This window comes from Suicoccus acidiformans (genome assembly GCF_003546865.1).
GTDB classification, from domain to species: Bacteria; Bacillota; Bacilli; order Lactobacillales; family Aerococcaceae; genus Suicoccus; species Suicoccus acidiformans.
Genome location: NZ_CP023434.1, coordinates 1,757,703 through 1,783,575, shown reverse-complemented (window position 1 = coordinate 1,783,575; position 25,873 = coordinate 1,757,703). Strand labels below are relative to the sequence as shown.

Below are 25,873 nucleotides of genomic sequence, written 5' to 3'. Positions count from 1 at the left end.
CAAGTTAAGAAGAATATTATAAACTGAAGTCATAATCTGTTAAAAGTGAACTTTTGATTAAAGGAGAATGATGATGTCTATGAAGCGTAAACTATTGAAAGGTTCCTTGTTGCTAGGGTCTGTATTCTTATTGGCAGCTTGTAGCTCAGATGGTGAGCAAACAGAATCTGCAGAATCTGCAGCGGAGTCGATTGTTGAGTCGGTTGACGAATCAGTTGATTCAGAAGTAGATTCAGTTTCTGTCGAAGAAGATGCTTCCCAAGCGTCAGAAGAAATTGAAGAAAAAGCTTCTGAGGTGTCCTCATCACTTGAAGAAGAGGCATCTGAAGTGTCTGAATCTGTCTCAGAAGATGCGGAAGCAGTCGCAGATGATAGCGAAGAATCTGCAAAGGACAGTGAATTGAGCGAAGCTTCAGAAGAAGAGAGCGAGGAAGTATCAGAAGAAAGTGCTGAAAGTGAAACCTCTTCTGAAGAGGAGAGTGAAGAGGCATCTGAAGAGTCTGATTCCTCATCTAAAGAAGTTGTCCTTGTAACAGCAGATGATGTCTCGGAGGAAAGTGAAGCATCAGAATCTGATGAAGAAGCAAGTGAGGAGAGTTCTGAAGAATCTGATGAAAGTTCTCAAGTAAGTGAAGCTTCATCTGAAGCAGAGGGCGTAGAAACCGTATTGGTTGATGGAGATTACGCCTTAATAGCAGAAGCAAGTGAGGACGTAGATTCAATTGATTTTGCAATTACCGTTGAAGACGGGAGAATTACTAAATCTGAGTTTGAGTTTGTGACGGTTGAATCGGTGTCTGGATCGGCTGAATCAGAAGATGAGTCTGTAGAAGCATCTGAGGAAAGTGAAGCTTCAACGTCAGAAGAATCAGAAGAATCAGAAGAGAGTGCTGAAAGTGCAGAGGAATCTGAAGAGTCTACTAGCGAAGAAGCATCTTCAGAAGAAATTCCTGCAACGAAAGAAGATGCAGTGGTTCTATTAAGTGAAGCTTTAATTGAAACACAAGATCCAAGTAAGATTGAAGTCATTGAAGGCTATGAAGAGCTTTCTGAACTATTCATTGAATATGCTACTCTTTTAGTTGATGCTGCGACAGAAGGCAAGTTTGATATAATTGAAATTACAAGCGAAATTGCATCTTCCGAATCAGCTAAGGACACTTCAGCTGACTCAGCGGAAGAAACTGAAGCATCTGAAGAAACCGAAGAGTCTGAAGAGTCATCTAATTAAGTTCATTTTTGAAGCAAAGTAAAAGACGGACTGTTATGCGTCCGTCTTTTTGTCGTCATCGTGATTGAGCCAATTATTCTGTTTTCGCGATAGTGAGTAAGATTCATGATACATTCGCAGGGTTGCTATATTGTGGAGGAGGTAGTTGCCGAGGACGCCTACTGCAAAGCCGGCAATGATTCCACTAATGGACATCACGGGCAGATAGTTCATAACTGAGAAAGATTTAGCCATAAGGGACGCCATCAATAGTTGCCCCATATTATGGAAGACTCCTCCGATTACGGATATGCCGATGATACTGACTCTTTTCGGACCCAGCTGCATAACCAACAGCATAGCTAAATAACTCAGAATACCACCAAGTAAGCTATAAAGGAAGGTTGAGAAGGTTCCACCTAGAAGTGCTGTGATTATAATCCGAATCATCAAGACAGTGAAGCTATATTTAACTGGTAGGGTGAAAAGTGCGATAATCGTAATTAAATTCGCAAAGCCTAGTTTAGCGCCTGGCGCAAAGGCTAAAGGTGAAGGAATTAAGTTCTCAATAAGGCTAATAATAATCCCTTGGGCTGCGAGTAGGCCAATATATACAAGTGTTCGATTTCGTTGATAATTCGATCCCATAAAAAATCCCTTTCTGTAGAATAAGTCTAGTATACGTCAAATTTATAGACCTTTCAATTGGAATAAATTTTTTGGTGTTTATTATTGAAATCTACTGATTAATTTAGTAAAATAAAGTGCGTATTTTGGCCAATAGGGAGAAAAGGCAAATTCTCCTAGCATTTTCATACTATCTTTGATACTATAGTGAGTGTGCTAAAATCACCAGATAGAATATAATGAAATTAAAGGAGTTATGACAGATGAGTTTAAAAGCAGAAGTTAGAATGCAAACTGGGACAAGCGCTTCTAAGCGTGATCGTCGTGAAGGGAAAATTCCGGTAAGTTTATACGGTAAAGACCATAAAGCCCAATCTTTATTGATTGACCGCCGTGAATTTGAACAAATTCTACGTTCAGAAGGTGCCAATGCGGTCTTTGACGTTGAAGTTGAAGGTCAAACACAGAAAGTTTGGATCAAAGACTTTGAACAAGCTGCCTTACAAGACATTATTTACTCTGTTGACTTGGAAGCAATCTCAGCGAACCAAACACTGGAAGTTGAAGTGCCACTATACTTAGTCAACGAAGCAGCTGTTAAAGTGGGAGTTGTTGAGCTAGTCGAGAACACAATCATGGTTGAGACTAAACCAGATTCAATTCCACAATCATTTGAATTGGATGTTGCTGAATTAGAGATTGGTGATGTTCTTACCGTTGCAGACTTAGATGTGCCAGCTGACGTTACTGTAATAATGGAAGAAGATACAACAATTGTTACGGTTTCAGCTCCAACTGAAGAGCCTGAGGAAGTTGACCCAGATGCGGAAATGGCTGAGCCAGAAGTAATTGGTGAGTCAGACGAAGAAGAGTAAGACATAAAGAGAGATCAATCTTGTTGATGGATTGATGCGTGAATGATTTAATCTGCGTGATTGGCTGAGTAGTAACTCACAAACACAGGTTAAGTCATTCTTTTTGTTTAAAGGGTGAGTAAAGGAGAAAGGATGCAGCGATGGATAATACGGTCTTAAAACAAGAGATTCAGCGGCTTGCTAGCGAAGTGGGCATCGATAAAATTGGCTTTACCAATGCAGATCCTTTCGATGAATTAGCGTCTTCTTTGCGTGAGCAGAAAGCAATGGGTCATACGACCGGCTTTGAACATCAAGTGCTCGAGGAGCGTTTGTATCCAGACTTAATCTTTGATCAGCCTAAAAGTATTATATCTATTGCTTTAGCTTATCCTAGTCGGATTAAGGAGCCCTTAGAGAATACGAAGGAAGTAAAGCGGGGGCAATTTGCGAGAGCTTCTTGGGGCATCGATTATCATACCATCTTACGGGAGAAGATGGAGTGCCTGATTGAAGAGATTAAAGTGCTCGCTCCCCATGCGCACTTTAAAGCAATGGTCGACACCGGGGAACTTATGGATGTAGCTGTCGCGCAACGGGCAGGTATCGGCTTTATTGGCCGAAATGGCTTACTCATTACGGAAGAGTTTGGCTCTTGGATATATTTGGGGGAGATTGTAACAGATTTAGAGATTGCCCCCGATGAACCTGTCCCCTTTGGCTGCGGAGATTGTTATCGCTGTGTCAATGCCTGTCCGACGGGAGCCTTGTTAGGTGATGGACGGATGAATGGTCAAAGATGTTTGTCTTATCAAACGCAGACGAAAGGCTATATGCCTGAAGAGTTTCGCAAGAAGATTTCTAATGTTATTTATGGCTGTGATATATGCCAGCATGTTTGTCCGTATAATCAGGGGATTGATTTTCACCGACATCCTGAAATGGAGCCCGATTCTGAGGTTGTCCAACCGGCCTTGAAACCCTTGTTGACAATTTCAAATCGAGCCTTCCGCGAGACTTATGGTCATTTAGCAGGCTCATGGCGGGGCAAAAAACCACTGCAAAGAAATGCGATCATCGCCTTGGTGAACAGTCGGGATCGTACGGCTTTGCCACAACTCATTCAGGTCATGGAAGAAGACCCACGTCCGATGATGCGAGGGACTGCTGCGTGGGCGATAAGCAAGTTACAAAGAGATTATAATGCACAATTGCTGGCATGTGTTAAGGCCCAATATGTGAAAGAAACCGACAAAGAGACGATTGATGAGATGCGTCAAGCAATCCATACACTGGAGCGAAAACGTCCGGCGAAGAAGCCAAGGAGATGATGTAATGAAGAACCATATTGCTTTATATGAACCGGTTATGCCAGCTAATACAGGAAATATAGCGAGAACATGTGCAGCGACGAATACTACCTTGCATTTAATTCATCCCCTGGGCTTTTCAACGGAAGATAAGATGTTGAAGCGGGCCGGTTTGGATTATTGGCAGGAAGTTGATATTATGGAACATGAAAGTTTTGAAGACTTCTTGAATTGGGCCGGTGAGCGTCCGATGTATTTGATAAGTAAATTTGCCCAAAGGATTTATACGGAAGCAGATTTGGCTAGCAATGTATATGGCGAGCAAATCTTTCTTTTCGGCAAGGAGACGACAGGTTTGCCGCTTGATTTCATGCAAGCTCATGAAGCCGATGCCTTGCGTATACCTATGAATGATGAGCACGTTCGGTCATTGAATTTGTCCAATACAGCAGCTATCTTGATTTATGAAGCGTTGCGCCAACAAAGCTGGCAAGGTTTAGATGAAATCCATCATTACCGAGATACAGATAAAGCGCGAGAATTGAATTGGTGATTCCAGCGGCAGAATCTGTTTGACAATCATAAAGATTAGGTTATAATTAGTTTAAATGAGAAGTGACTAGTAACCTTTGAAGTAACTTAGAGAGATAGCGGTTGGTGCAAGTTATCTTACCGAGAAGGTGAATCCCCACTTTATTCAGCCTATGAAAGCGTCTGCCTAAATAGAGCCGGTTCGAGCCGTTATTCGTTATGAGTGCAGGCGATGCCTGAATTTAGGTGGTACCGCGACCGAAGTCCGTCGTCCTATATGGATGAGGGGCTTTTTTTGTGGGTACAAGAAGGAGGATAATATGTTAGATCGTAAATTGTTAAGACAAGAATTTGATGCTGTAGCAGAGAGGCTTGCGACACGTGGAGTGGCACGCGATACTTTGGAGCAGTACCGCGAGTTGGACCAGGAACGCAGAGATTTGATTGTCAAAGATGAGGAAGCTAAGCAAACACGTAATCGTGTGAGTGAGGAAATTGCGCAATTGAAGCGTGATAAAGAAGATGCTGATGACAAGATTAAAGAGATGCGTGAGATTGGTGAAGAGATTAAAGCGATGGACCAAAAGCTTGATGCGATTGAGGATCAGCTAGAGGCCATTGAATTTGCTTTACCGAATATTCCCCATGAAGATGTGCCAATTGGTGAAGACGAGGAAGATAATGTTGAGATTCGTCGCTGGGGTGAGCCGCGAGCCTTTGACTTTGAGCCGTTAAATCATTGGGATATCGCTGAAAACTTAGGTATTCTTGACTTTGAACGGGCAGCTAAAGTTGCTGGAGCACGCTTTGTTTACTACCGTGGTTTAGGCGCTCGCTTAGAGCGTGCCTTATATAACTTCATGCTAGATTGCCATATTGAAGCAGGCTTCATTGAAATGATTCCTCCATATATGGTGAATGAACAGGCGATGTTTGGGACCGGTCAGTTTCCTAAATTTAAAGAAGATGTCTTCCAGTTAAATGATGACCGCAACTTCTCCCTTATTCCAACGGCAGAAGTACCACTAACTAACTATTACAGTGATGAAATTCTTGATCAGGATGCTTTGCCAATTTACATGACGGCCCTTTCGCCATCTTTCCGCTCAGAAGCTGGTAGTGCTGGACGGGATACCCGTGGTTTAATCCGCATGCACCAATTCAATAAGGTTGAGCTAGTTAAATTTGCCAAGCCAGAGGAATCTTATCAAGAATTAGAATCCATGACGGAAGAAGCGGAGCGTATTCTTCAAGCCTTAGAAATTCCATACCGTACGATTGTCCTTTCAACCGGAGACATGGGCTTTTCCGCAGCCAAAACCTATGATATTGAAGCATGGGTCCCTGCCCAAGATACCTACCGTGAAATCAGCTCATGTTCAAACTGTGAAGCCTTTCAAGCTCGTCGCGCTAAAATTCGCTACCGTGATGAGGAAGGTAAAGTCCAATACTTGCATACCTTGAACGGCTCCGGTGTAGCAGTAGGCCGTGCCGTAGTGGCGCTTTTAGAGAATTATCAGCAAGCAGACGGTTCAGTGAAAATTCCGGAAGTCTTAGTGCCATATATGGGTGGCGTAACTGAAATTACGAAAGAGAATGCCTTAGGCATTTAGTAAATTAAAAACCTCTCCAGATGTACTGCCCCCCAAATGTTAGATTTGTTGTCTAACATTTGGGGGCAGTACAAGACTCTATTGAGCTGGAGAGGTTTTTGTTTAAAAGCTTCGTTTAAAGAGGGAAGAGAGGATAATAATTGCTCCCAGTATAATTCGGTAGTAACCAAAGCCTGTAAAGTCGTTTCGGCGAATATAAGCCATGAGGAAACGGATAACAATAATAGAAACGATAAAGGCCACAATCATCCCGAAAATGAGATAAATGAACTCAGCTTGCGTAAAATCAAGGCCAAATTTAACGAGCTTCTTAAAGCTTGCCCCAAACATTACCGGAATTCCTAAGAAGAAGGAGAATTCAGTAGCAACAGGCCTTGCAGCACCGATAATCAGGCCTCCCATAATCGTTGAACCGGACCGGGAGGTTCCGGGGATAAGTGACAGTGCTTGGAAGCAACCAATCTTAAAAGCATCCGCAAAGCTTAAGTCTTGTAAGTTACCAATCACTTGTGCATGTTTAGCATTGCGTTCCCGTTCAATATAAATGAAAGCCACCCCATAAACAATAAGGGCAATAGCTACAACAATGGGCTTGTTGAAGTATTCTTCCATGTAATCATCTAAGATTAAGCCGAAGGCTCCGGCAGGAATACTCGCAAAAGCTACCTTAAACCATAAAAACCAAGTGTCTTTACGTTGTTGGGATGTTTTCTTTCGTGAGAAAGGATTCAGTTTGGTGAAATATAGCACAACCACGGCCATAATGGAGCCGAGCTGAACCAGGACCATGAACATCTCTTTAAACTCCGCACTCGAGCTTAAAGGCAGGATGTCTTCAATAATTATCATATGTCCCGTGCTACTAATTGGGAGCCATTCGGTAATACCTTGAACCACACTCAAGATAAATATACGCAACAGCTCGATTAAATCGATGATTTCTGTCATTGTAACACCTCACATTTTTTATCAGCGTATATTATACCGCATAAATGTGCTTTTTAATAGTCTACAGGTGAAATTACACAAAGTTCATTTAGCAATACCACGCAGTCACAGAAATCTCTTCAGAAATTCACAGAAACTACTTATTAGTTATCTAATCGGATGATTAAGTGTAAATACTTGTATTCAATACAAATTCCATACCTGTCATGATAAAGAGTTTATAAGGAGATGTACTTCGAACTTAAAACAAGCTGTCATTTGTGGTAAGATGAAGTGAGGGATGAAGAAGACAAAGGAAGTGTTTAAATGAAAATATTAGTCACAGGTTTTGACCCTTTTGGGGGAGAGGCCATTAACCCAGCGATAGAAGCTGTGAAGAAGTTGCCAGATGAAGTAGATGGGGCCCAGATTATTAAGGTTGAAATCCCGACAGTCTTTCATAAATCAGCCGAGGTATTAAGCGAGGCAGTTAAGACGCATCAACCTGACGTTATTCTAGCAATTGGCCAGGCCGGGGGACGGTCAGACTTGACGCCGGAACGTGTGGCGATTAATGTGGACGATGCGCGTATTCCAGATAATGAAGGCAATCAACCGATTGACGTGGCCATTCAAGAAGATGGTGAGCCAGCGTATTTCTCAACTTTACCTATTAAGGCAATGGTTCAGGCTATTCGCGATGCAGGTTTACCTGCGAGCGTATCAAATACTGCCGGAACATTTGTTTGCAATCACATCATGTACCAAGTTTTGTATTTAATTAATCAAGGTTATCCAGACATTAAAGGCGGTTTCATGCATATTCCTTATATGATGGAACAAGTTGTGGATAAGCCTGACACACCTGCCATGTCCCTTAGTGATATCAGTCGCGGTATTGAAGCGGCGCTTAAGGCAATTGTAGCTTATCATGGCAAAGAGGATTTACAGGCCCTTGGAGGTCAAACGCATTAAAACGTAGAGTTGTTAAGCAAGTTGTAAAGTATATACATAAAAGCCGATGGATTTTTGTTCCATCGGCTTTTATGTAAATTATTATGACGCAGGGCAGATACATACGCATTCAGGGGCATATGTTTCATTATGGCGGTATTTCAGACGACCCGTTTCTGCGTCACGGGAAAAGACAGTAATATGATCGCTATCTTGGTGGGCAACGAGCACATATTGCTCTGTTTCGTCTAAGATAAAGTCTCTTGGAACTTGGCCGACCGAATCCACCCGTTCAATCGGGGTTAATTCACTGCCATCTTCAGAAACACCATAAACTGAAATTGTGTCATTGTAGCGGGTAGAGGTATACAAGAATTTTCCATCGGATGTTAGACGGATGGCTGCTCCGGCTGTGTTATCAGGTGAATTAGCTGTATCGACATTGGCTACAGATTGCAGAGCCTTTAATTTGCCTGATTCACTTACGGAAAGGACAGTCGTGGTATTGGCTAATTCCCCAATCACATACATATATTTGTAGGACGGGTGGAAGACAAGATGGCGTGGCCCAGTACCGGCTTCTAACTTATACTCATGCTTCAGTGAAATTTGGCCGTCACTGCCTATAGTATAAGTCGCAACAATATCTGTACCTAAATCACAAGCGAATAACAAGGTATGATCTTGGTTCATGCCTGTATAGTGAATGTGTGGCTTGGTTTGATTAGGGTGAACGGATGAACCAGAATGTGACACACGTTGAATATGGCTCAAAGTATTATCTTTGAATGCGTACACATCGATTGAGCCTTCGTGGTAATTAGCAACATAGACCGTTTGGCTTTCTTCTCGCCAGGATACATGGCAACCTGGGATATCAGTCGCCATGCATTGGTCGATTTGCTCCCATTGCTTATTCTCTATCTTGTTAAATACCACTAAACCTGCCTTTTCCCCATCTTGATGAATAGCAAAAAGTAGTGTCTTGTCATCGTTTAAAGCAACGAATGTCGGATTGTTTAATTTGCCAATTAATGCCGTTTTGGAGAAAGTCCCATCATTTGGATTGAAGAAAACTTGATGGAATCCTTCATTATCACGTTTTGTATAGCCGCCAAGGATAAATTCTTGCGTCATTGTGTTACCTCCTTTAATGTTACTCACATAGTATAACACAATAATGGCAAAGGGAATACTGAGATAACAAGATTTTACATCTTTAATATTGTATTAGAATGAGAACGAAAGTAAATTTCGTCTGACTCGGGACTTTGACACTTGCCAGCCTAAAAAATCTCTCTAAACGTTGGTGTATAGCACTTTTATTGTCAAATATCTCGTGCATATTTTTTGTACTAATTTTTATCAGCTACAAATATGACAAAAACATTGTTATTATCGCATTTTCCTTGTATAAAAACCGCTCTATGAATTAGATTGCTTTGATACTTATATCATACTTCATACTTTAAAAAATTAAATATTTTTGTATTAAAGTACGAATAGTACGCTTTTTTTCGTTGGCATAAACTCCTCCGAAATATTGATTTAAAGAGGTTTTAGGTACCCTTTGGCCTTTAGAAGTGTCAAACGCGAGATAGTATAACACAATAATGGCAAAGGGAATACTGAGATAACAAGATTTTACATCTTTAATATTGTATTAGAATGAGAAAGAAAGTAAATTTTGCCTGACTCAATGAGTTTGCTGATGAAAATAATGTTTCGCATGATGAATTAATCCATTTCTTCGCGAAAATATGCTAAAATGGGCTATAACTAAAAGCTCCAAATGTTTTGAAGGGGGATTGAAATGAATGAACAATTTGCAAAGACCTGACCAAGAAGAAAAAACAGCTTCTTTGTTCGAACGAACACTTAATAATCGTTTCGTTATTTCGTTACTGGTCTTACTACTTGTGATGACCGTCGTGTATGCGTTCTTAAACGTGTCACATTTACTGGATCCCTTATGGATTTTTATTGAATTGATTGCTTTTCCAGTAATTGCCGCCGGGATATTCTATTATATCTTAGATCCCTTGGTATCCTTTCTTGAACGCAAGGGAATTGAGCGGAATTTCGCCATTTGGATTATCTTTATTATTGCTATTATGTTAATTGTTTGGGGTGTTTATTCTTTAATTCCAATGTTAACGGAACAGGCTCAAAGTTTTATTCAGAATTTACCGCGCTATAATGCTCAAGTTCAGGGGCTATTAGCGCAGCTACCAATCCAGACCAATGGTCCGACAGAAAGTGAGCTATCTTTAAATTCCCAAATTCAAGCGGTGTTAAATTCCTTACATTTAGGGGAATTAAGTGAACGAATTCGGGATTTTCTACCTGGAACCATTGACGGAATCGGGAATGTTATTGGCACAGTTTTCACCTTTATTACCGGTATTTTAACGATGCCCATCATTTTATATTATTTATTACTTGAGAATAAGCGTATCGCCCATAATATTCTGTATTTAGTGCCGGATAAGTATACGGATGTTGTTGGAAGAATTTTAAGAAATTCTAATTTACAAGTTTCCCGCTATATTGGTGGGCAAGTCTTAGTGGCAATTGCTGTAGGCTTTATGTTTGGGATGGGTTATTCAATTATTGAATTAGACTATGCTGTGCTACTGGCAGCGATTTCGGGTGTGGCGAATATTATTCCGTATATCGGTTCAATACTTGCAGCGATTCCGGCGCTTATTATCGGGCTATTAACCTCTCCAGCAATGTTTCTTAAGGTTTGTATTGTTATAGCCATTGAACAATTTATTGAAGGGCGGTTCGTATCCCCACAAATTCTTGGCAGCAATATGAATATCCATCCGGTGACGATTCTATTCATCTTGTTGGGTGCTGGGCGACTTTTCGGGGTGTCCGGAGTTATTCTTGGGGTGCCTGCTTATGCGGTGATAAAAGTTATTGTCGTCGAAATGTACCAGTACTTCCGGAAGTCATCTGGCTTATATGAAGATATTGAAGTAGTCAATGAGGGTGAGTTTCAACAGCAGAAAGCGGACTTAGTTACTAAATTAGATGAAGAGGAGCCGGGCCAGAATGAATAAAACATTTAAAATGAATGTCTTACTTATCTCGCTCGGCCTCTGCGCTGGCTGTAACACTGTGGATGAACAGTACCAACGTTTTATCCAAGAGCAGGCTGTTGAAACCGTGCAGAATAAACAAAGTTCACAAGATGAAGTGTCCAGTGAGAACGAAGCACAAGTTGATGAGGAATCAGTGGGGGACCCGCGTTTTATTCCTGAATTTAACCAGGTTGAGCATGCAATCGAAGCGACCGATAAATATCAAATAAAGGATCGAGTTTTCCGGTTGAAGCAACCCTTTGAACAAACACAGGGAGATTTAACCTATCGAATTGATGCGATGGATATTTACCGATTGGAAACGGTAGATGAACACTACGCATCGGAATTTAATTTCGAAACAGAGGGTGCGGGTATTATTCTAATGCAAGTTAATATTTTGAATCTATCGGACGAATCAAGATATATCGCAATGAATGATTTACGTTTGAGCTATCCCGATGCAGTCTTGCGTCTTGAGCCGAGCAGTCAGCTCTATCCATTAGACACCGGGAATCTTCGTGACATTATGACTTATGCAGGTGGCCAAATCGAAGGACGTTCCGCTGTTGAAGGTTATATTGTGTATGGCTTATCCGAAGATGCTTTAGATAGTATTCTGGCCGAAGGAGACTTCTTCCTGTCTATACCGGTGTCTCAAGCCTCAGCTGATGAAGTAGTTGGTTTAAGTCAAGGTGATAATACCATTGAACTACCCTTTTATTTGCCAACCAATATAGAGAATGAACAATTGCTGCTTGATAATCGGCGAAGTATCCAAGACCGTGTTGCTTTGGAGCTATGGGGTGCTAAGGATATTCTAGCAACAGCTGATCTATCTGAATCGAGTACCGAGGAGCAAGTTGAACTGACACTAGTCAAAGGCGAAATTTATGATTTAGCCTTGCGTCCAGCTTATGAAGCTAGTTTCCGGTATTTCCCCCAAGGGCAAATTATTGTATCGCTTGTATTTGAAGTAGAGAATAAGAGTGAGTATCCGATTATGCCTTATGAAGGTCAAGCAAGCTTAACGATTCAAGAGGATCTCATTCAATCAGATCCACAACTTGTCATAGATAGCGGGCCGCGCGTTATTAATCCTGGTGAACGAGGGAAATTCGTGAAAAGCTTCGCCTTGGATAAGCTGCGTTATCAGGCTTTCTGGCAAGGAGAACCTATCGGGATTGCGGTAAACATTCCTACGGAACTTGCTGCATCAACAAATAGGACAGCGAGTGATGCAGAAGTAGAAGAGTCATTAGCAAGTGCTGGAGATAAAGAAACGTTAGTGCTGTACTATTACTTTGAATGGATGCCGCACTTAGATCAATATATTACGGATGCATTAGAAGTTGACAAGCATTCTAGCCAAGACGACCGAACATCGACCAGTCACTCAGCCAAGGTAAATGTTGAAGAAAGTTTAGTGGATGAAACGGAGGAGGAAGGCTGATTTGGGAGCAATTGTAAATAGCATTACGGTAATTATTATGGGATATGTAGGCAGCCGTTTGAATCGAGGGATTTCAGAGCGAGTCAGCGAGCGAGTGATGCAAGCGATTGGCTTAGCTGTCGTATCTATCGGTATTTCAGGTGCGATTAGGGGAGGTAATGGCCTTATCATGGTCCTTTCGATGGTAATCGGTACCTTAATTGGGGAAGGCTTAGATATTGATCGGTGGATAATTCGGATTGTGGACCAAGTTGAGGCACGCTTTATGAATACAGATAGTGAGACTGGTAATGAAGGCACATTTAAACAAGGCTTTATTACTGCCACGATGATTTTCTGTGTCGGCAGCATGGTCATTGTAGGCTCTTTAGAAAGTGGTTTATATGGTAATCATACGACCCTTTACACCAAGAGCATTATGGACGGGATTACGGCATTAATGCTTGCTTCTTCCTTAGGCGCTGGCGTCATGTTCTCTAGTGTACCGATTCTTATTCTTGAAGGCTCTTTAACCCTGTTAGCCTCTTTACTTCAACCGCTTTTAACAGATCTTGTCATTACTGAAATGATTAGTGTCGGATCGATTGTACTAATTGCGCTAGGTTTTAATTTAACGGGGCTGACTAATTTTAAGATTATGAATTTTTCGCCAAGTATCTTTATGCCGATTATTTTAGGGGCAATCCCTTTCTTACAATAGAAGAACCGTCGTCTAAAATGTGTTAGACGACGGTTTATTTTAATGGGTGTATATATTAGATTATTTTGGCTTGCTCTACTTATAGATAACCCGCTTCTTTGAATGCTGCCCGGATTTCTAGCATGGCACTGTAATTTACAAGAATTTCAATTGATTTCGTGGGAGCTTGTTGAATGCGACTAAGCAATTCTTTATAAGTTGGCACAAGTTCAATCGATTCTGTGGTTACTTCTGCGTCAAGCAGCCGCTCCTTCAGGGCTTGTCTTTGAGTACCAGCGATTGTAATATCTCCTTGTATATTATAGTCTTTCATCGCATCGAAATTGGTATCTTCGATCCAGGAAATATCTTCTCCGTCAGCTGGTGTATTGTTAAGAACCATCATAAGGGTGAAGGTTTCTTGCTTTTGGTTAAGTAATTTGAGTGTTTCTTCAAGGCCAACGGTATTCTTATATAAGTGCAGTTGGACAGATTTATCCTCAATTTGGATGATTTCCTGACGGCCGGACACTTTGGTAAAGGTGCGGAAGCTTTCTTGAATATGGCTTGAAGGCACACCTAATTCACGGGCTACGCTATAAGCAGCCAATGCATTATAAATGTTATAAAGTCCGCCAAGCGGTAAGTCAAAAGGCAGACCATCTAAGGTGAAATGGGCATGGTTCATGGTCATCAATCCTAAATCATCTAGGACATAGGCTAAATCGGGCCGCTTGAATCCACAATGTTCACAGATATAATCCCCTAAATTAGCATAAGTATGGCTATGATAGGTTAAAGGCTGGCCACAATGTGGGCAATTGTCAATGGCTTGGCTAGCTTCACCAATCGTAGAGCCGTAATAGATAATTGGGTTGGATAAGTCGTGGGTATGGAATAAGGGTAGGTCCCCATTTGCCACAACTTTGGCTTCGGGGTAAGTTTTGGCTGCTTTTAGGAGTAATTGGTAGACATTCTCTACTGAGCCATACCGGTCCAATTGATCAGCAAATAAATTAGTATGCAGGAAGAGATTGGGTTGAAGGTGTGCCATGATTTTATTTAAGGAGCCTTCATCAATTTCTAATACGGCAAATTTTCGTTCACCTTTAGGGGCTGACTTTGCTGTTAAGAAACTGCCCACAATCCCTTGAATCATATTAGAGCCACTAGAATTGGTAATGACGTGAGGAAAATAATCGGATAGGGCTTTAGCAAGCAAGGCAGTTGTTAAAGTCTTGCCATTGGTTCCTGTGACGACGATAATTTCATAGTCTTCACTAAGCGATGCTAAGATCGATGGATCCAACTGAAGTGCTATTTTACCAGGGAGGCTACTGCCGTCACTTCTGGTAAAGCGGGTTAGTGCCCAATGAGTTGCTTGACCGACAGATTTAGCGAGTTGACTTTTGAAAAGCATAAGATCATCCCCTTTATTCTTTCTATGAGACTCAACTATTTTACCAACAAGGCAGACAAAATGAAAGTCATATCTTGCAAAAAAATGATCATTCCTTTAAAGTAGACTGGATAGAAAGGGTGTGAGATGATGCGCTTTTATGATGTAGTAGCACAAGGACGTTTAGATGCATTTCTTACATTATATCAGGAGGCTTTCCCACCGATTGAACGCAAGGAATTGACGCAACTGCTTGCCAGCCATGAAGCGGGTAAGCTACATTTATTAGGCATCGCGTGGGAGAGTGAAGACCTCCTAGGTTTATGTGTTCTTGCTCAGAATGGGGCGAATATTCTCTTGGATTATTTCGCAATCGATCCAAGTTTTCAAGGTCAGCAGCTTGGAAGCTTAGCGCTCGGACAACTGTTTACGATGTACCCGGGTGTCAATATTGTAGCAGAGGTTGAGCACTCCCAAATGTCTCATCCTGACCAGCGAATCAGACAGCGTCGCAAAGCTTTCTATTTACGCAATGGCTTTAGTGAAGCGGATTTCTCTGTGACAATTTCGGGTGAACCCTTTGAAGTATTAGCGCGTGAGCCGATTCAAGCAAAGACATACCTAGATATTTATGCCCAAGTCTATGGTAAGAAAGAGCTGGAGAAGCTATCTGTATCGAGTTAAGGACAGTTGACTAATGGCTTGGAAACTTATATTATTAAACATTGAGAAATGATAATTGGAGAGTGAGTTTGTGGCAAAGTTATATTTCAGATACGGTACCATGAATAGCGGAAAATCCTTGGAAATTATTAAGGTTGCCCACAATTACGAAGAACAGAAAAAGCGAGTTTTAATTCTCAGCAGTGCAGTGGATACACGTTCGGGTGTAGGTTCCGTTGCTAGTCGTACTGGCTTTGAAAGGCCAGCGATTGCCATTGAAGAAGATACAGATGTCTATCAGCTCATTAAAGATGAAATGTTAAGTGAGAAGCTATTCTGTGTTTTGGTTGATGAGGCACAATTTCTATCTAAAGGCCATGTCATTCAACTTGCCCAAATTTGCGATGATTTAGATGTCCCAGTGATGGCCTTTGGCTTGAAGAATGATTTCACCAATCATTTATTTGAAGGATCTGAGTATTTACTGTTATATGCAGATAAAATCGAAGAGATTAAGACCATTTGCTGGTTCTGCGATAAGAAAGCCACCATGAATTTGCGCTTTAGCGATGGCAAGCCAGTCTATGAAGGCGAACAAATTCTCATTGGCGGCAATGAACAGTATTTGCCCGTATGTCGGAAATGTTATTTCGCTCCCGGCACATTGAATGAAGCACACTAAGAAAAGAGGAGAGCCATGTTTGATCAATTAGATAGTCTATTAATTCGCTATGAAGAAGTTAATGAAATGCTAAGTGACCCATCAGTCATTAGTGATACAGATCGCTTAAGAGAATTGACAATTGAAGAAGCTGATTTAAGACCTAAAGTTGAGAAGATTCGTCGTTTCAAAGATGTGGAAGCACAAATTACTGAGACAGAAGAATTGCTTCAAGAATCTTTAGATGCTGAAATGGAGCAGCTTGCCAAGGATGAATTATCTGAACTGAAAACTGAACAAGAAAATTTACAAAGTGAAATTCGCCTCATGATGATTCCAGAAGACCCTAATGATGGCAAGAATATTATCATGGAAATTCGTGGCGCTGCTGGTGGGGATGAAGCCCAGCTTTTCGCAGGGGATTTATTAAATATGTATACTAAGTATGCTGACAACCAAGGTTGGAAGACGGAAGTGCTTGACGCCAATATTACAGGTATTGGGGGCTATAAAGAAGTTACTTTGATGATTACCGGCTCGAAAGTATACAGTAAATTGAAGTATGAGAATGGGGCTCACCGGGTACAAAGGGTACCTGAAACTGAATCGCAAGGTCGGGTGCATACTTCTACGGCGACGGTGGTTGTTATGCCTGAGGCTGAAGAAATAGACTTTGAGTTGGATGAGAACGATATTCGCACCGATATTTATCATGCCAGTGGAGCAGGTGGACAACACGTGAATAAGACTGCTTCAGCAGTGCGCTTGACGCATATTCCAACTAATACAGTGGTAGCGATGCAAGATGAGCGCTCCCAACTGAAAAACCGCGAGAAAGCGATGAAAGTCTTGCGTGCACGTGTGTATGATAAGATCCAATCAGAAGCGCAAGCAGAATACGACGCTGACCGCAAGTTGAAAGTAGGGACAGGGGACCGCTCTGAACGTATTCGCACCTATAATTTCCCGCAAAGTCGGGTGACCGATCACCGCATTGGTTTAACTTTACAGCAGTTAGACTCAGTTCTAGACGGAAATTTAGATGAGATTGTTGACGCCTTGATTCTCTACGACCAAACCCAAAAATTGGAGGAGCTGAATGGCCAACAAGTCTAAGCTCACTTTAGCTGAGGCTCTGGCAAGTGCTTCAGCTTTTTTGCAAGGGAATGATTATGATGAGGCGAGTGCCCAAGCTTTATGGGCGTTTGTCTTTGATGTGACGCTTACGGATATGACCCGAGCTTTGCGTGAATTTGTGGACCTTGATGCCTTGGGATATTTCGAGGATGTGTTAAGGCGCCTTGTGGCTGGGGAACCCTTGCAATATATCTTAGGTCGCGCTGATTTTATGGGGGAAAGCTTTGTTGTTAATGAACATGCCTTAATCCCTCGCGAAGAAACAAGTGGCATTATCCAACTCGCCCAGGATTATCTTGGAGACAGAGAAGAAGCAAGAATATTAGATATTGGTACTGGTACGGGAATATTAGCTATCATGTTAAAGAAGTTCTATCCGAATGCAAAGGTCACCGGAACTGATCTTTCCCAAGAAGCCTTAGAAGTTGCTCGCCAGAATGGACAAAAGCATCACGTGGCTGTTAGCTGGTGGCAGGGGGATTTGTTGAAGGACTTTCCGGAAACGACCTTTGATTTAATTGTGTCTAATCCCCCGTATATTGGCTATCATGAGCAGGCTGTAATGGACGCGCATGTTCTGAAGTTCGAGCCGACAATGGCTTTATTCGCGGATAATGAGGGTTATGCAATTTATGAGCGTTTAGCAAGGCAATTACCAGCCTATCTCAAACCAAAAGGTCAAGTGATTCTTGAAATGGGCTACCAACAAGGCGCAAGATTGCAGCAGTTAATGCAAGAAGCCTTTCCTAATCGGAAGATTGAGGTAATCCAAGACTATAATCAACGTGATCGCTATGTGAGAATTAGTGAAGAGGGGACCGTTTAGGTATCAGTTGACTCTAGTGTAGATAGGGTTACTTGCTTGCCAGTCCCCCTTTATGCTAAATGTCTAAATGAGCTTGTTTGGATATTCTGCTCTCATGTATGGTTCATCAGGAAAGCAATGTTACGGGAACACGTCCATGTGTTTCAAATTAGAATTACTATGAGAAGAGGATGCAAAGATGCAAACACAGATTTATACCTATGATACCCTCTATCAAGCAGCAAAGACGCTTCAAGAAGGTGGGCTTGTTGCCTTTCCTACGGAGACCGTCTATGGACTTGGTGCTATGGCGAATAATTCTGAAGCGGTAGGAAAGGTATTCAAGGCAAAGGGGCGACCGCAAGATAATCCATTAATTGTTCATCTTGCCAAGCCTGAAGATGCGAAGTTGGTTGCAAGTTCTGTGTCGGCTATGGCAGAGCGGTTAATGGAAGCCTTCTGGCCTGGACCTTTAACGATTATTCTTCCTGTTAAACCAGGGGCGGTTTCAGACAAGGTAACAGGGGGATTAGATAGCGTAGCCCTTCGGATGCCAAGGCAATTGGAGACCTTGCTTTTGATTGAGATGGCGGGATTTCCCTTGGTAGGACCGAGTGCTAATCTATCTGGGAAGCCAAGTCCAACGAAAGTCGAGCATGTCTTACATGACTTTACTAATTTGATTGATGGAGTTGTTGCGGCTCGAGAGGAATTAACGGAAATTGGGGTAGAATCAACCGTGATTCGCCCCAGTGAAAGGCAAATTGAAATTCTTCGTCCAGGTGCAATTACCCAAAGTATGCTGGAAGCAGTCGTCGATGTGCCCGTTATTGAACGGACGGCACAAGAGCAGGTGACCAGTGGACAGATTATAAGTCCAGGTGTTAAATACCGGCATTATGCTCCGAAGCAACCGGTCTATCAGGTGGCTGCCCAGCATACTCTCGATGACTGGTGCGAAATTATTGCTGAACTTCAAGCAAAAGGAGAAGTCATTGGCTTATTAGCAGATGATATCATTATTGAACAACTAGCTAGTCAAGCTGGCATCAAAGCTTGCTACTCCTTAGGAGCGGCTAACTCACCTTCACAAGCGAGTCAGAGACTATATGCTGGCTTAAGGGCCTTGGAGGAGCAACCGATTACCCTTATTCTTGCCCAAGGCATGCCTTTTGAAGAGGCCTATCAAGCATATGAGAATCGACTCGCCAAAGCCTCTTATCGTGTGATATAATAAACGAAGAAATTAAAGAAAAGTTCATAGGAGGTTCATTATGGCTAAATTCACAGTAGTAGACCATCCCTTAATTCAACATAAATTGACGCTAATTCGCGACAAAGATGCATCAACTAAAGTATTTCGAGAAGTGACGAATGAAATCGGTATGTTGATGGCTTACGAAATTACACGCGATTTACCCTTAGAAGATGTAGAGATTGAAACCCCTATCACGAAAACTACGCAAAAGCAATTGTCAGGGAAGAAATTAGCAATCGTCCCTATCTTGCGGGCAGGTTTAGGTATGGTAGATGGAATTATTGATTTAATCCCAGCAGCTCGTGTGGGTCATATTGGTATGTACCGGGATCCAGAGACACTTGAAGCTGTAGAATATTTCGCTAAATTTCCATCAGATATCCAAGAGCGACAAGTCTTTGTTGTGGATCCGATGTTAGCAACCGGGGCTTCGGCTATTGCTGCGCTTGATCAATTAGTGGATAAATATAATGTTTCTGAAGAGCATATCACCTTTGTTTGCTTGGTGGCAGCTCCTGAAGGCGTTAAAGCACTTCAAGCAAGCCATCCGAATGTTGATATTTATACAGCTGCCTTGGATGAAAAATTAAATGATCATGGCTATATTGTTCCAGGCTTAGGTGACGCCGGTGACCGAATTTTTGGAACGAAATAAGAGAGGTCGACAAGCTAAGGGGGAGACTCCTTAGCTTATTTTATAGAAAGGCGGATTCAACTTGACAGAGATATTTAGTGGTTTCTACAAAAGAACACCTGAAGAACGCCTAGCCATTGTTCAAGAGGCAGGTTTTGTAGGCCAAAGTGAAGTTCCTTCCTTACCCAAAGATATTGCCAATCAAATGATTGAGAATTTCGTCGGCTCTTATCAACTTCCGATGGGCCTAGCAGTGAATGTACAAGTAAATGGACAAGCCTATGCCGTGCCTATGGCCATTGAAGAACCATCTGTAATTGCCGCAGTAGCCAATGGTGGCAAAATTCTTGGCAACATTGACAGTAAAGCCTATAACCGAGAATTAATAGGGCAAATCATAATTCAAGACTTAGCAAATTTGCAAGAAGCTAAGCAGATGCTTGAAGCGCAGACGGATAAACTCTTACACAAAGCCGCTGAAGTATCCCAAAGTATGATCCAAAGAGGAGGCGGCCCTCGCAAAATCTGGGTTGAAGTCGTAGAAGATTTCCTAACGTTATACTTATCGCTAGATTCTTGCGACTCAATGGGCGCAAACTTAATGAATACGATTCTTGAACATCTGGTGCCAAGCGTAGAAACGTTAACGCAAGGCAAGGTGCTAATGGGGATTCTATCTAATTATTCCACAGAAGCGAATGTTACCGCTAAGGTAAAGGTACCACTGACGCGATTATCAGCTGAAGCAGATGAGGCGCTTCAAATGGCTGAGCGAATTGCAGCGGCCTCATCTTATGCACAACTCGATCCCTACCGGGCTGCCACCCATAACAAAGGTATTATGAACGGCATCGACGCAGTATTAATTGCAACCGGGAATGATTGGCGGGCAGTGGAAGCGGGTGTACATGCCTATGCAGTACAAGCTGGTCAATATCGTGGCTTGAGCCGCTGGTGGCTTAACGATGATCAAACAGCTTTGCACGGGGAATTATCACTGCCGTTATATTTAGCAACAGTCGGTGGTTCATTGAGCAATCATCCAACGGCACAATGGGCACTTGATTTACTTGGTAGACCAAGCGGGGATGGGTTATCTGAAATCATAGCCGCTGTTGGCTTGATACAGAATTTCTCAGCTGTGCGTGCCTTAGTGACCACGGGTATTCAAAAGGGGCACATGCGGATGCAAGCTCGGTCTTTGGCAATGCAAGCAGGGGCAAGGACTGACAATGTGAGTGAAGTTGTTGAAGCGTTAATGCAAGCACCCCTCATGAATCTTAGTGCTGCAAATGATATTGTAAGAAAGGTGCAAGGAGAGGACTGAATATAATTGATTGAAGTAGGTATTGAAAAAATTGGCTTTTATACGCCGGAGCAATATGTTTCGATGGAAGACCTAGCGGATGCAAGAGGGATTGATCCTAACAAATTTCTAATTGGCATTGGTCAAGCAGAGATGGCAGTCCCTACCATTGATATGGACATTGTTGCAATGGCCGCTAACGCTTGTGAGCAGATTATTGATGAAGCAGATAAGCAGCTGATTGATCAAGTTATCTTTGCGACTGAGTCAAGTTTCGATTATTCAAAGGCAGGGGCCACTTACTTGCATGAAATGTTGGGTATTCAACCCTTTGCCAAGGTTTTTGAAATTAAGCAAGCGTGCTACGGCGGTACAGCAGGTATTCAAATGGCCTGTGACTATGTACGTTTAAGACCGAACCGGAAAGTACTTGTTGTTATGTCTGATATTTCTAAGTACGGTTTGAATACGGGCGGCGAACCAACCCAAGGGGCTGGTGCGGTGGCGGTTTTAGTAAGTGCGGAGCCGAAAGTCTTAGCTATTGACTTAGAAAGCACCTCATTGAGCTTCCAGTCCTTTGATTTTTGGCGGCCTCAATATTCTAAGGTTGCTTTAGTAGAGGGGCACTATTCAACAGAATTGTATTTAGACTTATTTGAACATGTTGTTCAAGAAGTGCAAGCGCAACGGCCGAATGTCTGGGAGCAAATCGACGCTTTATACTTTCATTTACCATTTACCAAGATGGGCAAGAAGGCCTTGGACCGTCTTCTAGCCAAAGGCTTACTTGATGAGGAACGCTATGCATCACTCTTGGCTCATTACGAATCCTCTGCTAAGTTAGGTCGACGCGTGGGTAATATTTATACTGGGTCTTTATACTTGAGTTTCCTATCGGGCCTCGTCTATGATGAGAAACTACAAGCGGGCGACCACGTTGGTCTCTTTAGTTATGGTTCAGGAGCTGTGGGAGAATTTCTGACGGGGACTTTACACGAAGGAGCATTTACGCAAGCCATTCGTGATAAGACGCTCCAACAATTTGAGCAGCGTCAGGCCATTTCCGTAGCTACCTATGAAGAAATTTACCAAGATACCCTTCCTGAGACTGGGGTGTGGCAAAACGAAAGCTCTAGCCAACAGCCTAAGGGCTACTATTTGGCTGAGATTGATAAGCATCGCCGGCGATATGGATATAATTAGTTCGATCATTGAGCAGACATACCGAAAAAGACAAGTTTTAGCTTGTCTTTTTTTGATTTATTGAATAATAAAATAGGGATAAAGATGATGTTTTCGGCTTATCTAATTTAATGACGGTCTCTAAGCGGATTCATAAAATAATCACTCAAATGTATTTTATTTTTCTAGAAGATATGCTATCATGATTCTGAACATGAAAGGTGAGATTGGGAATATGTCAATCATAAATGGTATGGCAGTACTAGTGGTGCGTATGACCTTTGTTGTGTTGAGCTATGTTATTTTCAAGAGCATGGATTGGCGCAAGTGGTTTAGTAATCGCAATTATCATATGGCAGCTTATGCTTGCCTGTTAATCAGTGTAGCGATTGGTCACCTTGTCGGTTCATTTGCTATCGAAATGATAGAGCTTTTACAGCGAATTTTAATGAGTTTATTTTTACCATAGAGAGAAGGTGCATCATTCGCTCCAAGTGATGCGCTTGAAACACAAAGGAGAATTAACAAATGGAAGAAATTATTGTGCAAGGTGGCACACCTTTAGAAGGTGTTGTTAAAGTTGAAGGCGCAAAGAATGCAGTGTTACCGATTTTAGCTGCAACAATTCTAGGAGAAACCGGGACAAGCCAACTTACGAATGTACCTGTCTTATCGGATGTCTTTACGATGAATGAGCTTTTGACAAACTTGAATGTCACTAACACATTTGATCAAGCATCTAATACTGTTACTTTAGATGCAAGTGGGGATGTTTTATCCATCGCTGATTACGACTTTGTGAGCAAGATGCGCGCTTCAACGGTTGTAATGGGGCCGCTACTTGCACGCTTTGGTCATGCAAAGGTTGCGATGCCGGGGGGCTGTGCGATTGGAACGCGTCCGATTGATTTGCATTTAAAAGGCTTTGAAGCTTTAGGCGCAGAGATACATAGTCATGCCGGTTACGTGGAAGCGCGTGCTGAAAAACTCGTTGGTGCCAATATTTATCTGGATTTCCCAAGTGTGGGTGCAACGGAGAATATTATGATGGCTGCAACCTTAGCTGAAGGGCAGACTGTTATCGAAAACGTTGCGCGTGAACCGGAAATCGTCGATTTAGCAAACTTCTTAAATAAGATGGGAGCTAATATCGTCGGTGCCGGGACTGAAACAATCCGCATTGAAGGCGTTGAAAAGATGCACGGCGCAGAGCATGCGGTGATTCCAGACCGGATTGAAGCGGGGACCTTTATGGTAGCTGCAGCTGTTACGAAAGGTGATATTTTTATTGAGGGTGCAATCACTGATCATAACCGTCCATTAATTAGCAAATTAAGCGAGATGGGCGCAAGCATTGAAGAGTATCAAACGGGCGTGCGTGTACAAGGCCCTGAAATTTTACGGCCAACCGATATTAAGACAATGCCATATCCGGGCTTTCCAACCGATATGCAATCGCAGATGTCTATTGCTCAATTGTTAGCTGATGGGACAAGTGCTTTAAATGAGACAGTTTTCGAGAATCGCTTTATGCATTTCGAGGAATTAAGACGGATGGGCGCTAATATTAAAGTTGACCGCCAGACGGCTATTATGTATGGACCCAATGAATTGAGTGGGGCAAGTGTCAAGGCGACTGACTTACGCTCTGCTGCTGCCTTAATTATTGCTGGCTTGGTTGCTAAGGGATTAACACGTGTCTCTGAATTGAAACATTTAGACCGCGGTTATTACCAATTCCATGAGAAATTAGCAAGTTTAGGTGCGAATATTGAACGCGTCGAAATTAAGCCAGTCCAAAGTAAATCGAGACAAGCAGTTCATTCTTAAAGGTAAATAGTGTAGTAGATGGAGTGAGCATGAAATGGCCATAGATATTGGGATAGATTTAGGGACGGCAAATGTTCTCATTCATCTGAAGGGTAGAGGGATCGTTTTGAACGAGCCCTCTGTTGTTGCTATTGACACAAATTCTTCGGAAATTATTGCCTATGGCAGGCCTGCTTATGATATGTTAGGCAGGACTCCCGAAGGAATTGAAGTGATATATCCACTCAAGGGTGGGGTCATTGCCGATTTTGATATGACTGAGAAGTTACTGCAACATATGATCGAACGAGTGTATCGACCGAAGTGGTTTGTAAGAGCGAATATACTGATTGGTGCACCGTCTAATGTGAGTGAAGTCGAACGAGAGGCTTTAATTGAAGCTGTCGAACGAGTTACGCGTGGTAGAATATATATTGAAGAGGAAGCGAAAGTTTCGGGGGTAGGTTCAGGCATTGACTTGGATGATCCGGCAGCAAGTATGGTTATTGATATTGGTGGTGGAACGAGTGATATTGCAATTATTTCTCAAGGAGAAGTCATCCATAGCAGTTCCCTTAAACTTGCCGGAGATGATTTCGATCAACTGATTATCCAATATTTGCAAGATGAGCATCTCTTACTTGTCGGACAAAGAAGTGCTGAGAACTTAAAGAAAGCAGTTGCGACAGCGCTACCTTTGCCGAAAGAGTCTTTAACCTTCGCAGAAGTTAGTGGCCGCAATTTGCAAGACGGCTTACCTAAAGCGCTGAACATTCATTCTAATCAGATATTTGCTGCCTTGCGTCAAGCTTTTATCGAGATTGCTCGTGAAGCACAGAAGGTGTTAGAAGAAGCGGAACCCGAGATGATTGCAGATATAATCGAGAAGGGTATTACCCTAACCGGGGGAGGGGCGATGATTCCGAATTTTGATCGTTTCTTGAGTAATTACTTAAAGGTAAGTGTTATTCTGGCTGAGCAACCGATGAATACTGTTGTATTAGGTACGGGACTCATGATTGACTGGATTCAAACCGGTCGTTTAGCCGGGGCGCAGTTAACCTTCGGCCAAAGAGTGAAGAAACGCTTACTCAAATGGCGACGCCGTGTGATTGGCTACTAAGGAGGCATATAAATGGCAGAAGAAGTACTGAGAGCTTCTGTAGTGAAACGGGGCTTAAAGACATTGTTACAAGTTATTCTCTTTGTGCTTGTCTTTGTGATATGTGTTGTATTAGGTTTATATATCGGCTACACTATGATAGGTGATGGAAATTTCTGGGAAGTATTTAATCGAGATACCTGGCAGCATATTTATGATTTTATCCGTTAAGAAAGAAGTCTGAAAGTAGCGTAAAGCTGACTTATTAGTAAGGATGATGCGGTGATGACAAGTTCGTTTGTATGGGGAGAGGTGCTTTTATATTTCGCGCCAGTTCTGGTGATTTATGCTGGTAAAGTTCTGTTGCCACAGTGGACGAATGGACGTCGCATAAAACTGAGTATAGCCCTACTTCCTTTGCTGCTTGTGATGATTCATTGCTTTAGTGTGCTTATTTTTAGTTATTCACTCATTCCTTATACATTGCTGATGAGCGCTTTGTTATTGGGGCTAGATTTATATGAATATGTTCCAAAGATTACCGAGTTTAAGTTGTTAGACTACTTTGAACGATCGCGTCGGCTTCTTTTTATTACGTGGGGAAGTCTCGCGATTGCTTTAGGAATTTTACGTATGATATCTCTGCTAGCTTAAGTGGGAAAGTCAC

General features: G+C 42.2%; 26 protein-coding genes and 1 other annotated feature. Of the genes, 22 read left to right on the top strand and 4 right to left on the bottom strand.

The features are described 5' to 3' along the window. The first annotated feature begins 79 nt into the window (after window positions 1-79). Entirely contained in the window at window positions 80-1,231 is a 1,152-nt protein-coding gene (locus CL176_RS08365; RefSeq protein ID WP_162890903.1) for a hypothetical protein, read from the top strand. A gap of 33 nt (window positions 1,232-1,264) precedes the next feature. Here CL176_RS08365 and CL176_RS08360 read toward each other — a convergent pair whose 3' ends face one another. Next, complete coding sequence (locus CL176_RS08360; RefSeq protein WP_118990901.1) at window positions 1,265-1,858, bottom strand: Gx transporter family protein; 594 nt, start codon at window positions 1,856-1,858, stop codon at window positions 1,265-1,267. Window positions 1,859-2,100: 242 nt separating this feature from the next. Between CL176_RS08360 and CL176_RS08355 the strand changes: the two genes are divergently transcribed. The 4 genes from CL176_RS08355 (at window position 2,101) to serS (ending at window position 6,145) form a co-directional block, all read left to right on the top strand. Further along, window positions 2,101-2,712, top strand: coding sequence for a 50S ribosomal protein L25 (locus CL176_RS08355; RefSeq protein WP_118990900.1), 612 nt, complete (start codon window positions 2,101-2,103; stop codon window positions 2,710-2,712). A gap of 140 nt (window positions 2,713-2,852) precedes the next feature. Further along, complete coding sequence (queG, locus tag CL176_RS08350) at window positions 2,853-4,022, top strand: tRNA epoxyqueuosine(34) reductase QueG (protein ID WP_118990899.1); 1,170 nt, start codon at window positions 2,853-2,855, stop codon at window positions 4,020-4,022. Window positions 4,023-4,026: 4 nt separating this feature from the next. After that, the gene (locus CL176_RS08345; protein WP_118990898.1) at window positions 4,027-4,554 is read left to right on the top strand and encodes a tRNA (cytidine(34)-2'-O)-methyltransferase; all 528 of its coding nucleotides are present in this window, start codon (window positions 4,027-4,029) and stop codon (window positions 4,552-4,554) included. 46 nt (window positions 4,555-4,600) lie between these two features. After that, window positions 4,601-4,811 (top strand) — a binding site (T-box leader). Window positions 4,812-4,852: 41 nt separating this feature from the next. Beyond that, window positions 4,853-6,145: a serine--tRNA ligase gene (gene serS / locus CL176_RS08340; protein WP_118990897.1), complete on the top strand. Its 1,293-nt coding sequence runs from the start codon at window positions 4,853-4,855 to the stop codon at window positions 6,143-6,145. 102 nt (window positions 6,146-6,247) lie between these two features. Here the strand turns inward: serS and CL176_RS08335 are convergent, their stop codons facing one another. Then, on the bottom strand, window positions 6,248-7,093 hold the full coding sequence (locus CL176_RS08335; RefSeq protein WP_205528105.1) for an undecaprenyl-diphosphate phosphatase: 846 nt from the start codon (window positions 7,091-7,093) through the stop codon (window positions 6,248-6,250). 306 nt (window positions 7,094-7,399) lie between these two features. On the opposite strand from CL176_RS08335, the gene pcp reads away from it, so the two are divergent. Then, entirely contained in the window at window positions 7,400-8,047 is a 648-nt protein-coding gene (gene pcp, locus CL176_RS08330) for a pyroglutamyl-peptidase I (RefSeq protein WP_118990896.1), read from the top strand. An 81-nt stretch (window positions 8,048-8,128) separates the two neighbouring features. On the opposite strand, the gene CL176_RS08325 is transcribed toward pcp, so the two are convergent. Then, window positions 8,129-9,163, bottom strand: coding sequence for a lactonase family protein (locus CL176_RS08325; RefSeq protein WP_118990895.1), 1,035 nt, complete (start codon window positions 9,161-9,163; stop codon window positions 8,129-8,131). Between the two features lie 680 nt (window positions 9,164-9,843). On the opposite strand from CL176_RS08325, the gene CL176_RS08320 reads away from it, so the two are divergent. Genes CL176_RS08320 through CL176_RS08310 form a run of 3 tightly spaced genes read left to right on the top strand, consistent with a single transcriptional unit; the run spans window position 9,844 to window position 13,271 of the window. Further along, the gene (locus tag CL176_RS08320) at window positions 9,844-11,097 is read left to right on the top strand and encodes an AI-2E family transporter (protein ID WP_118990894.1); all 1,254 of its coding nucleotides are present in this window, start codon (window positions 9,844-9,846) and stop codon (window positions 11,095-11,097) included. Then, on the top strand, window positions 11,090-12,571 hold the full coding sequence (locus CL176_RS08315) for a hypothetical protein (protein ID WP_118990893.1): 1,482 nt from the start codon (window positions 11,090-11,092) through the stop codon (window positions 12,569-12,571). The genes CL176_RS08320 and CL176_RS08315 overlap by 8 nt, the downstream gene beginning before the upstream one ends. A 1-nt stretch (window position 12,572) precedes the next feature. After that, entirely contained in the window at window positions 12,573-13,271 is a 699-nt protein-coding gene (locus CL176_RS08310) for a DUF554 domain-containing protein (protein WP_118990892.1), read from the top strand. Between the two features lie 79 nt (window positions 13,272-13,350). Here the strand turns inward: CL176_RS08310 and CL176_RS08305 are convergent, their stop codons facing one another. Then, a complete protein-coding gene (locus CL176_RS08305) occupies window positions 13,351-14,670 on the bottom strand; it encodes a MurT ligase domain-containing protein (RefSeq protein ID WP_118990891.1) in 1,320 nt (439 codons plus the stop codon). A 129-nt stretch (window positions 14,671-14,799) separates the two neighbouring features. Between CL176_RS08305 and CL176_RS08300 the strand changes: the two genes are divergently transcribed. The 13 genes from CL176_RS08300 (at window position 14,800) to CL176_RS08240 (ending at window position 25,860) form a co-directional block, all read left to right on the top strand. Beyond that, a complete protein-coding gene (locus tag CL176_RS08300) occupies window positions 14,800-15,333 on the top strand; it encodes a GNAT family N-acetyltransferase (RefSeq protein ID WP_162890902.1) in 534 nt (177 codons plus the stop codon). Window positions 15,334-15,403: 70 nt separating this feature from the next. Continuing rightward, window positions 15,404-15,994 (top strand): thymidine kinase, encoded by a 591-nt coding sequence (locus tag CL176_RS08295; RefSeq protein ID WP_118990889.1) that lies wholly within the window; start codon window positions 15,404-15,406, stop codon window positions 15,992-15,994. Between the two features lie 15 nt (window positions 15,995-16,009). After that, a complete protein-coding gene (prfA, locus tag CL176_RS08290) occupies window positions 16,010-17,089 on the top strand; it encodes a peptide chain release factor 1 (protein WP_118990888.1) in 1,080 nt (359 codons plus the stop codon). Next, on the top strand, window positions 17,073-17,936 hold the full coding sequence (gene prmC / locus CL176_RS08285; RefSeq protein WP_118990887.1) for a peptide chain release factor N(5)-glutamine methyltransferase: 864 nt from the start codon (window positions 17,073-17,075) through the stop codon (window positions 17,934-17,936). The genes prfA and prmC overlap by 17 nt, the downstream gene beginning before the upstream one ends. 178 nt (window positions 17,937-18,114) lie before the next feature. Beyond that, window positions 18,115-19,149, top strand: a complete 1,035-nt coding sequence (locus CL176_RS08280; protein WP_118990886.1) for an L-threonylcarbamoyladenylate synthase — start codon at window positions 18,115-18,117, stop codon at window positions 19,147-19,149. Between the two features lie 40 nt (window positions 19,150-19,189). After that, window positions 19,190-19,828, top strand: coding sequence for a uracil phosphoribosyltransferase (gene upp / locus CL176_RS08275; RefSeq protein ID WP_118990885.1), 639 nt, complete (start codon window positions 19,190-19,192; stop codon window positions 19,826-19,828). Between the two features lie 61 nt (window positions 19,829-19,889). Further along, window positions 19,890-21,134, top strand: coding sequence for a hydroxymethylglutaryl-CoA reductase, degradative (locus CL176_RS08270; RefSeq protein ID WP_118990884.1), 1,245 nt, complete (start codon window positions 19,890-19,892; stop codon window positions 21,132-21,134). A 6-nt stretch (window positions 21,135-21,140) separates the two neighbouring features. Further along, window positions 21,141-22,316, top strand: a complete 1,176-nt coding sequence (locus tag CL176_RS08265; protein ID WP_118990883.1) for a hydroxymethylglutaryl-CoA synthase — start codon at window positions 21,141-21,143, stop codon at window positions 22,314-22,316. Between the two features lie 181 nt (window positions 22,317-22,497). Further along, a complete protein-coding gene (locus tag CL176_RS08260; protein ID WP_240430464.1) occupies window positions 22,498-22,764 on the top strand; it encodes a DUF1146 family protein in 267 nt (88 codons plus the stop codon). 59 nt (window positions 22,765-22,823) lie between these two features. After that, window positions 22,824-24,125, top strand: coding sequence for a UDP-N-acetylglucosamine 1-carboxyvinyltransferase (murA, locus tag CL176_RS08255; protein ID WP_118990882.1), 1,302 nt, complete (start codon window positions 22,824-22,826; stop codon window positions 24,123-24,125). Window positions 24,126-24,159: 34 nt separating this feature from the next. After that, window positions 24,160-25,227, top strand: coding sequence for a rod shape-determining protein (mreB, locus tag CL176_RS08250; protein WP_118990881.1), 1,068 nt, complete (start codon window positions 24,160-24,162; stop codon window positions 25,225-25,227). A gap of 12 nt (window positions 25,228-25,239) precedes the next feature. Next, the gene (locus CL176_RS08245; RefSeq protein WP_118990880.1) at window positions 25,240-25,437 is read left to right on the top strand and encodes a DNA-directed RNA polymerase subunit beta; all 198 of its coding nucleotides are present in this window, start codon (window positions 25,240-25,242) and stop codon (window positions 25,435-25,437) included. A gap of 54 nt (window positions 25,438-25,491) precedes the next feature. After that, window positions 25,492-25,860, top strand: a complete 369-nt coding sequence (locus tag CL176_RS08240; RefSeq protein WP_118990879.1) for a hypothetical protein — start codon at window positions 25,492-25,494, stop codon at window positions 25,858-25,860. Window positions 25,861-25,873: the final 13 nt, after the last annotated feature.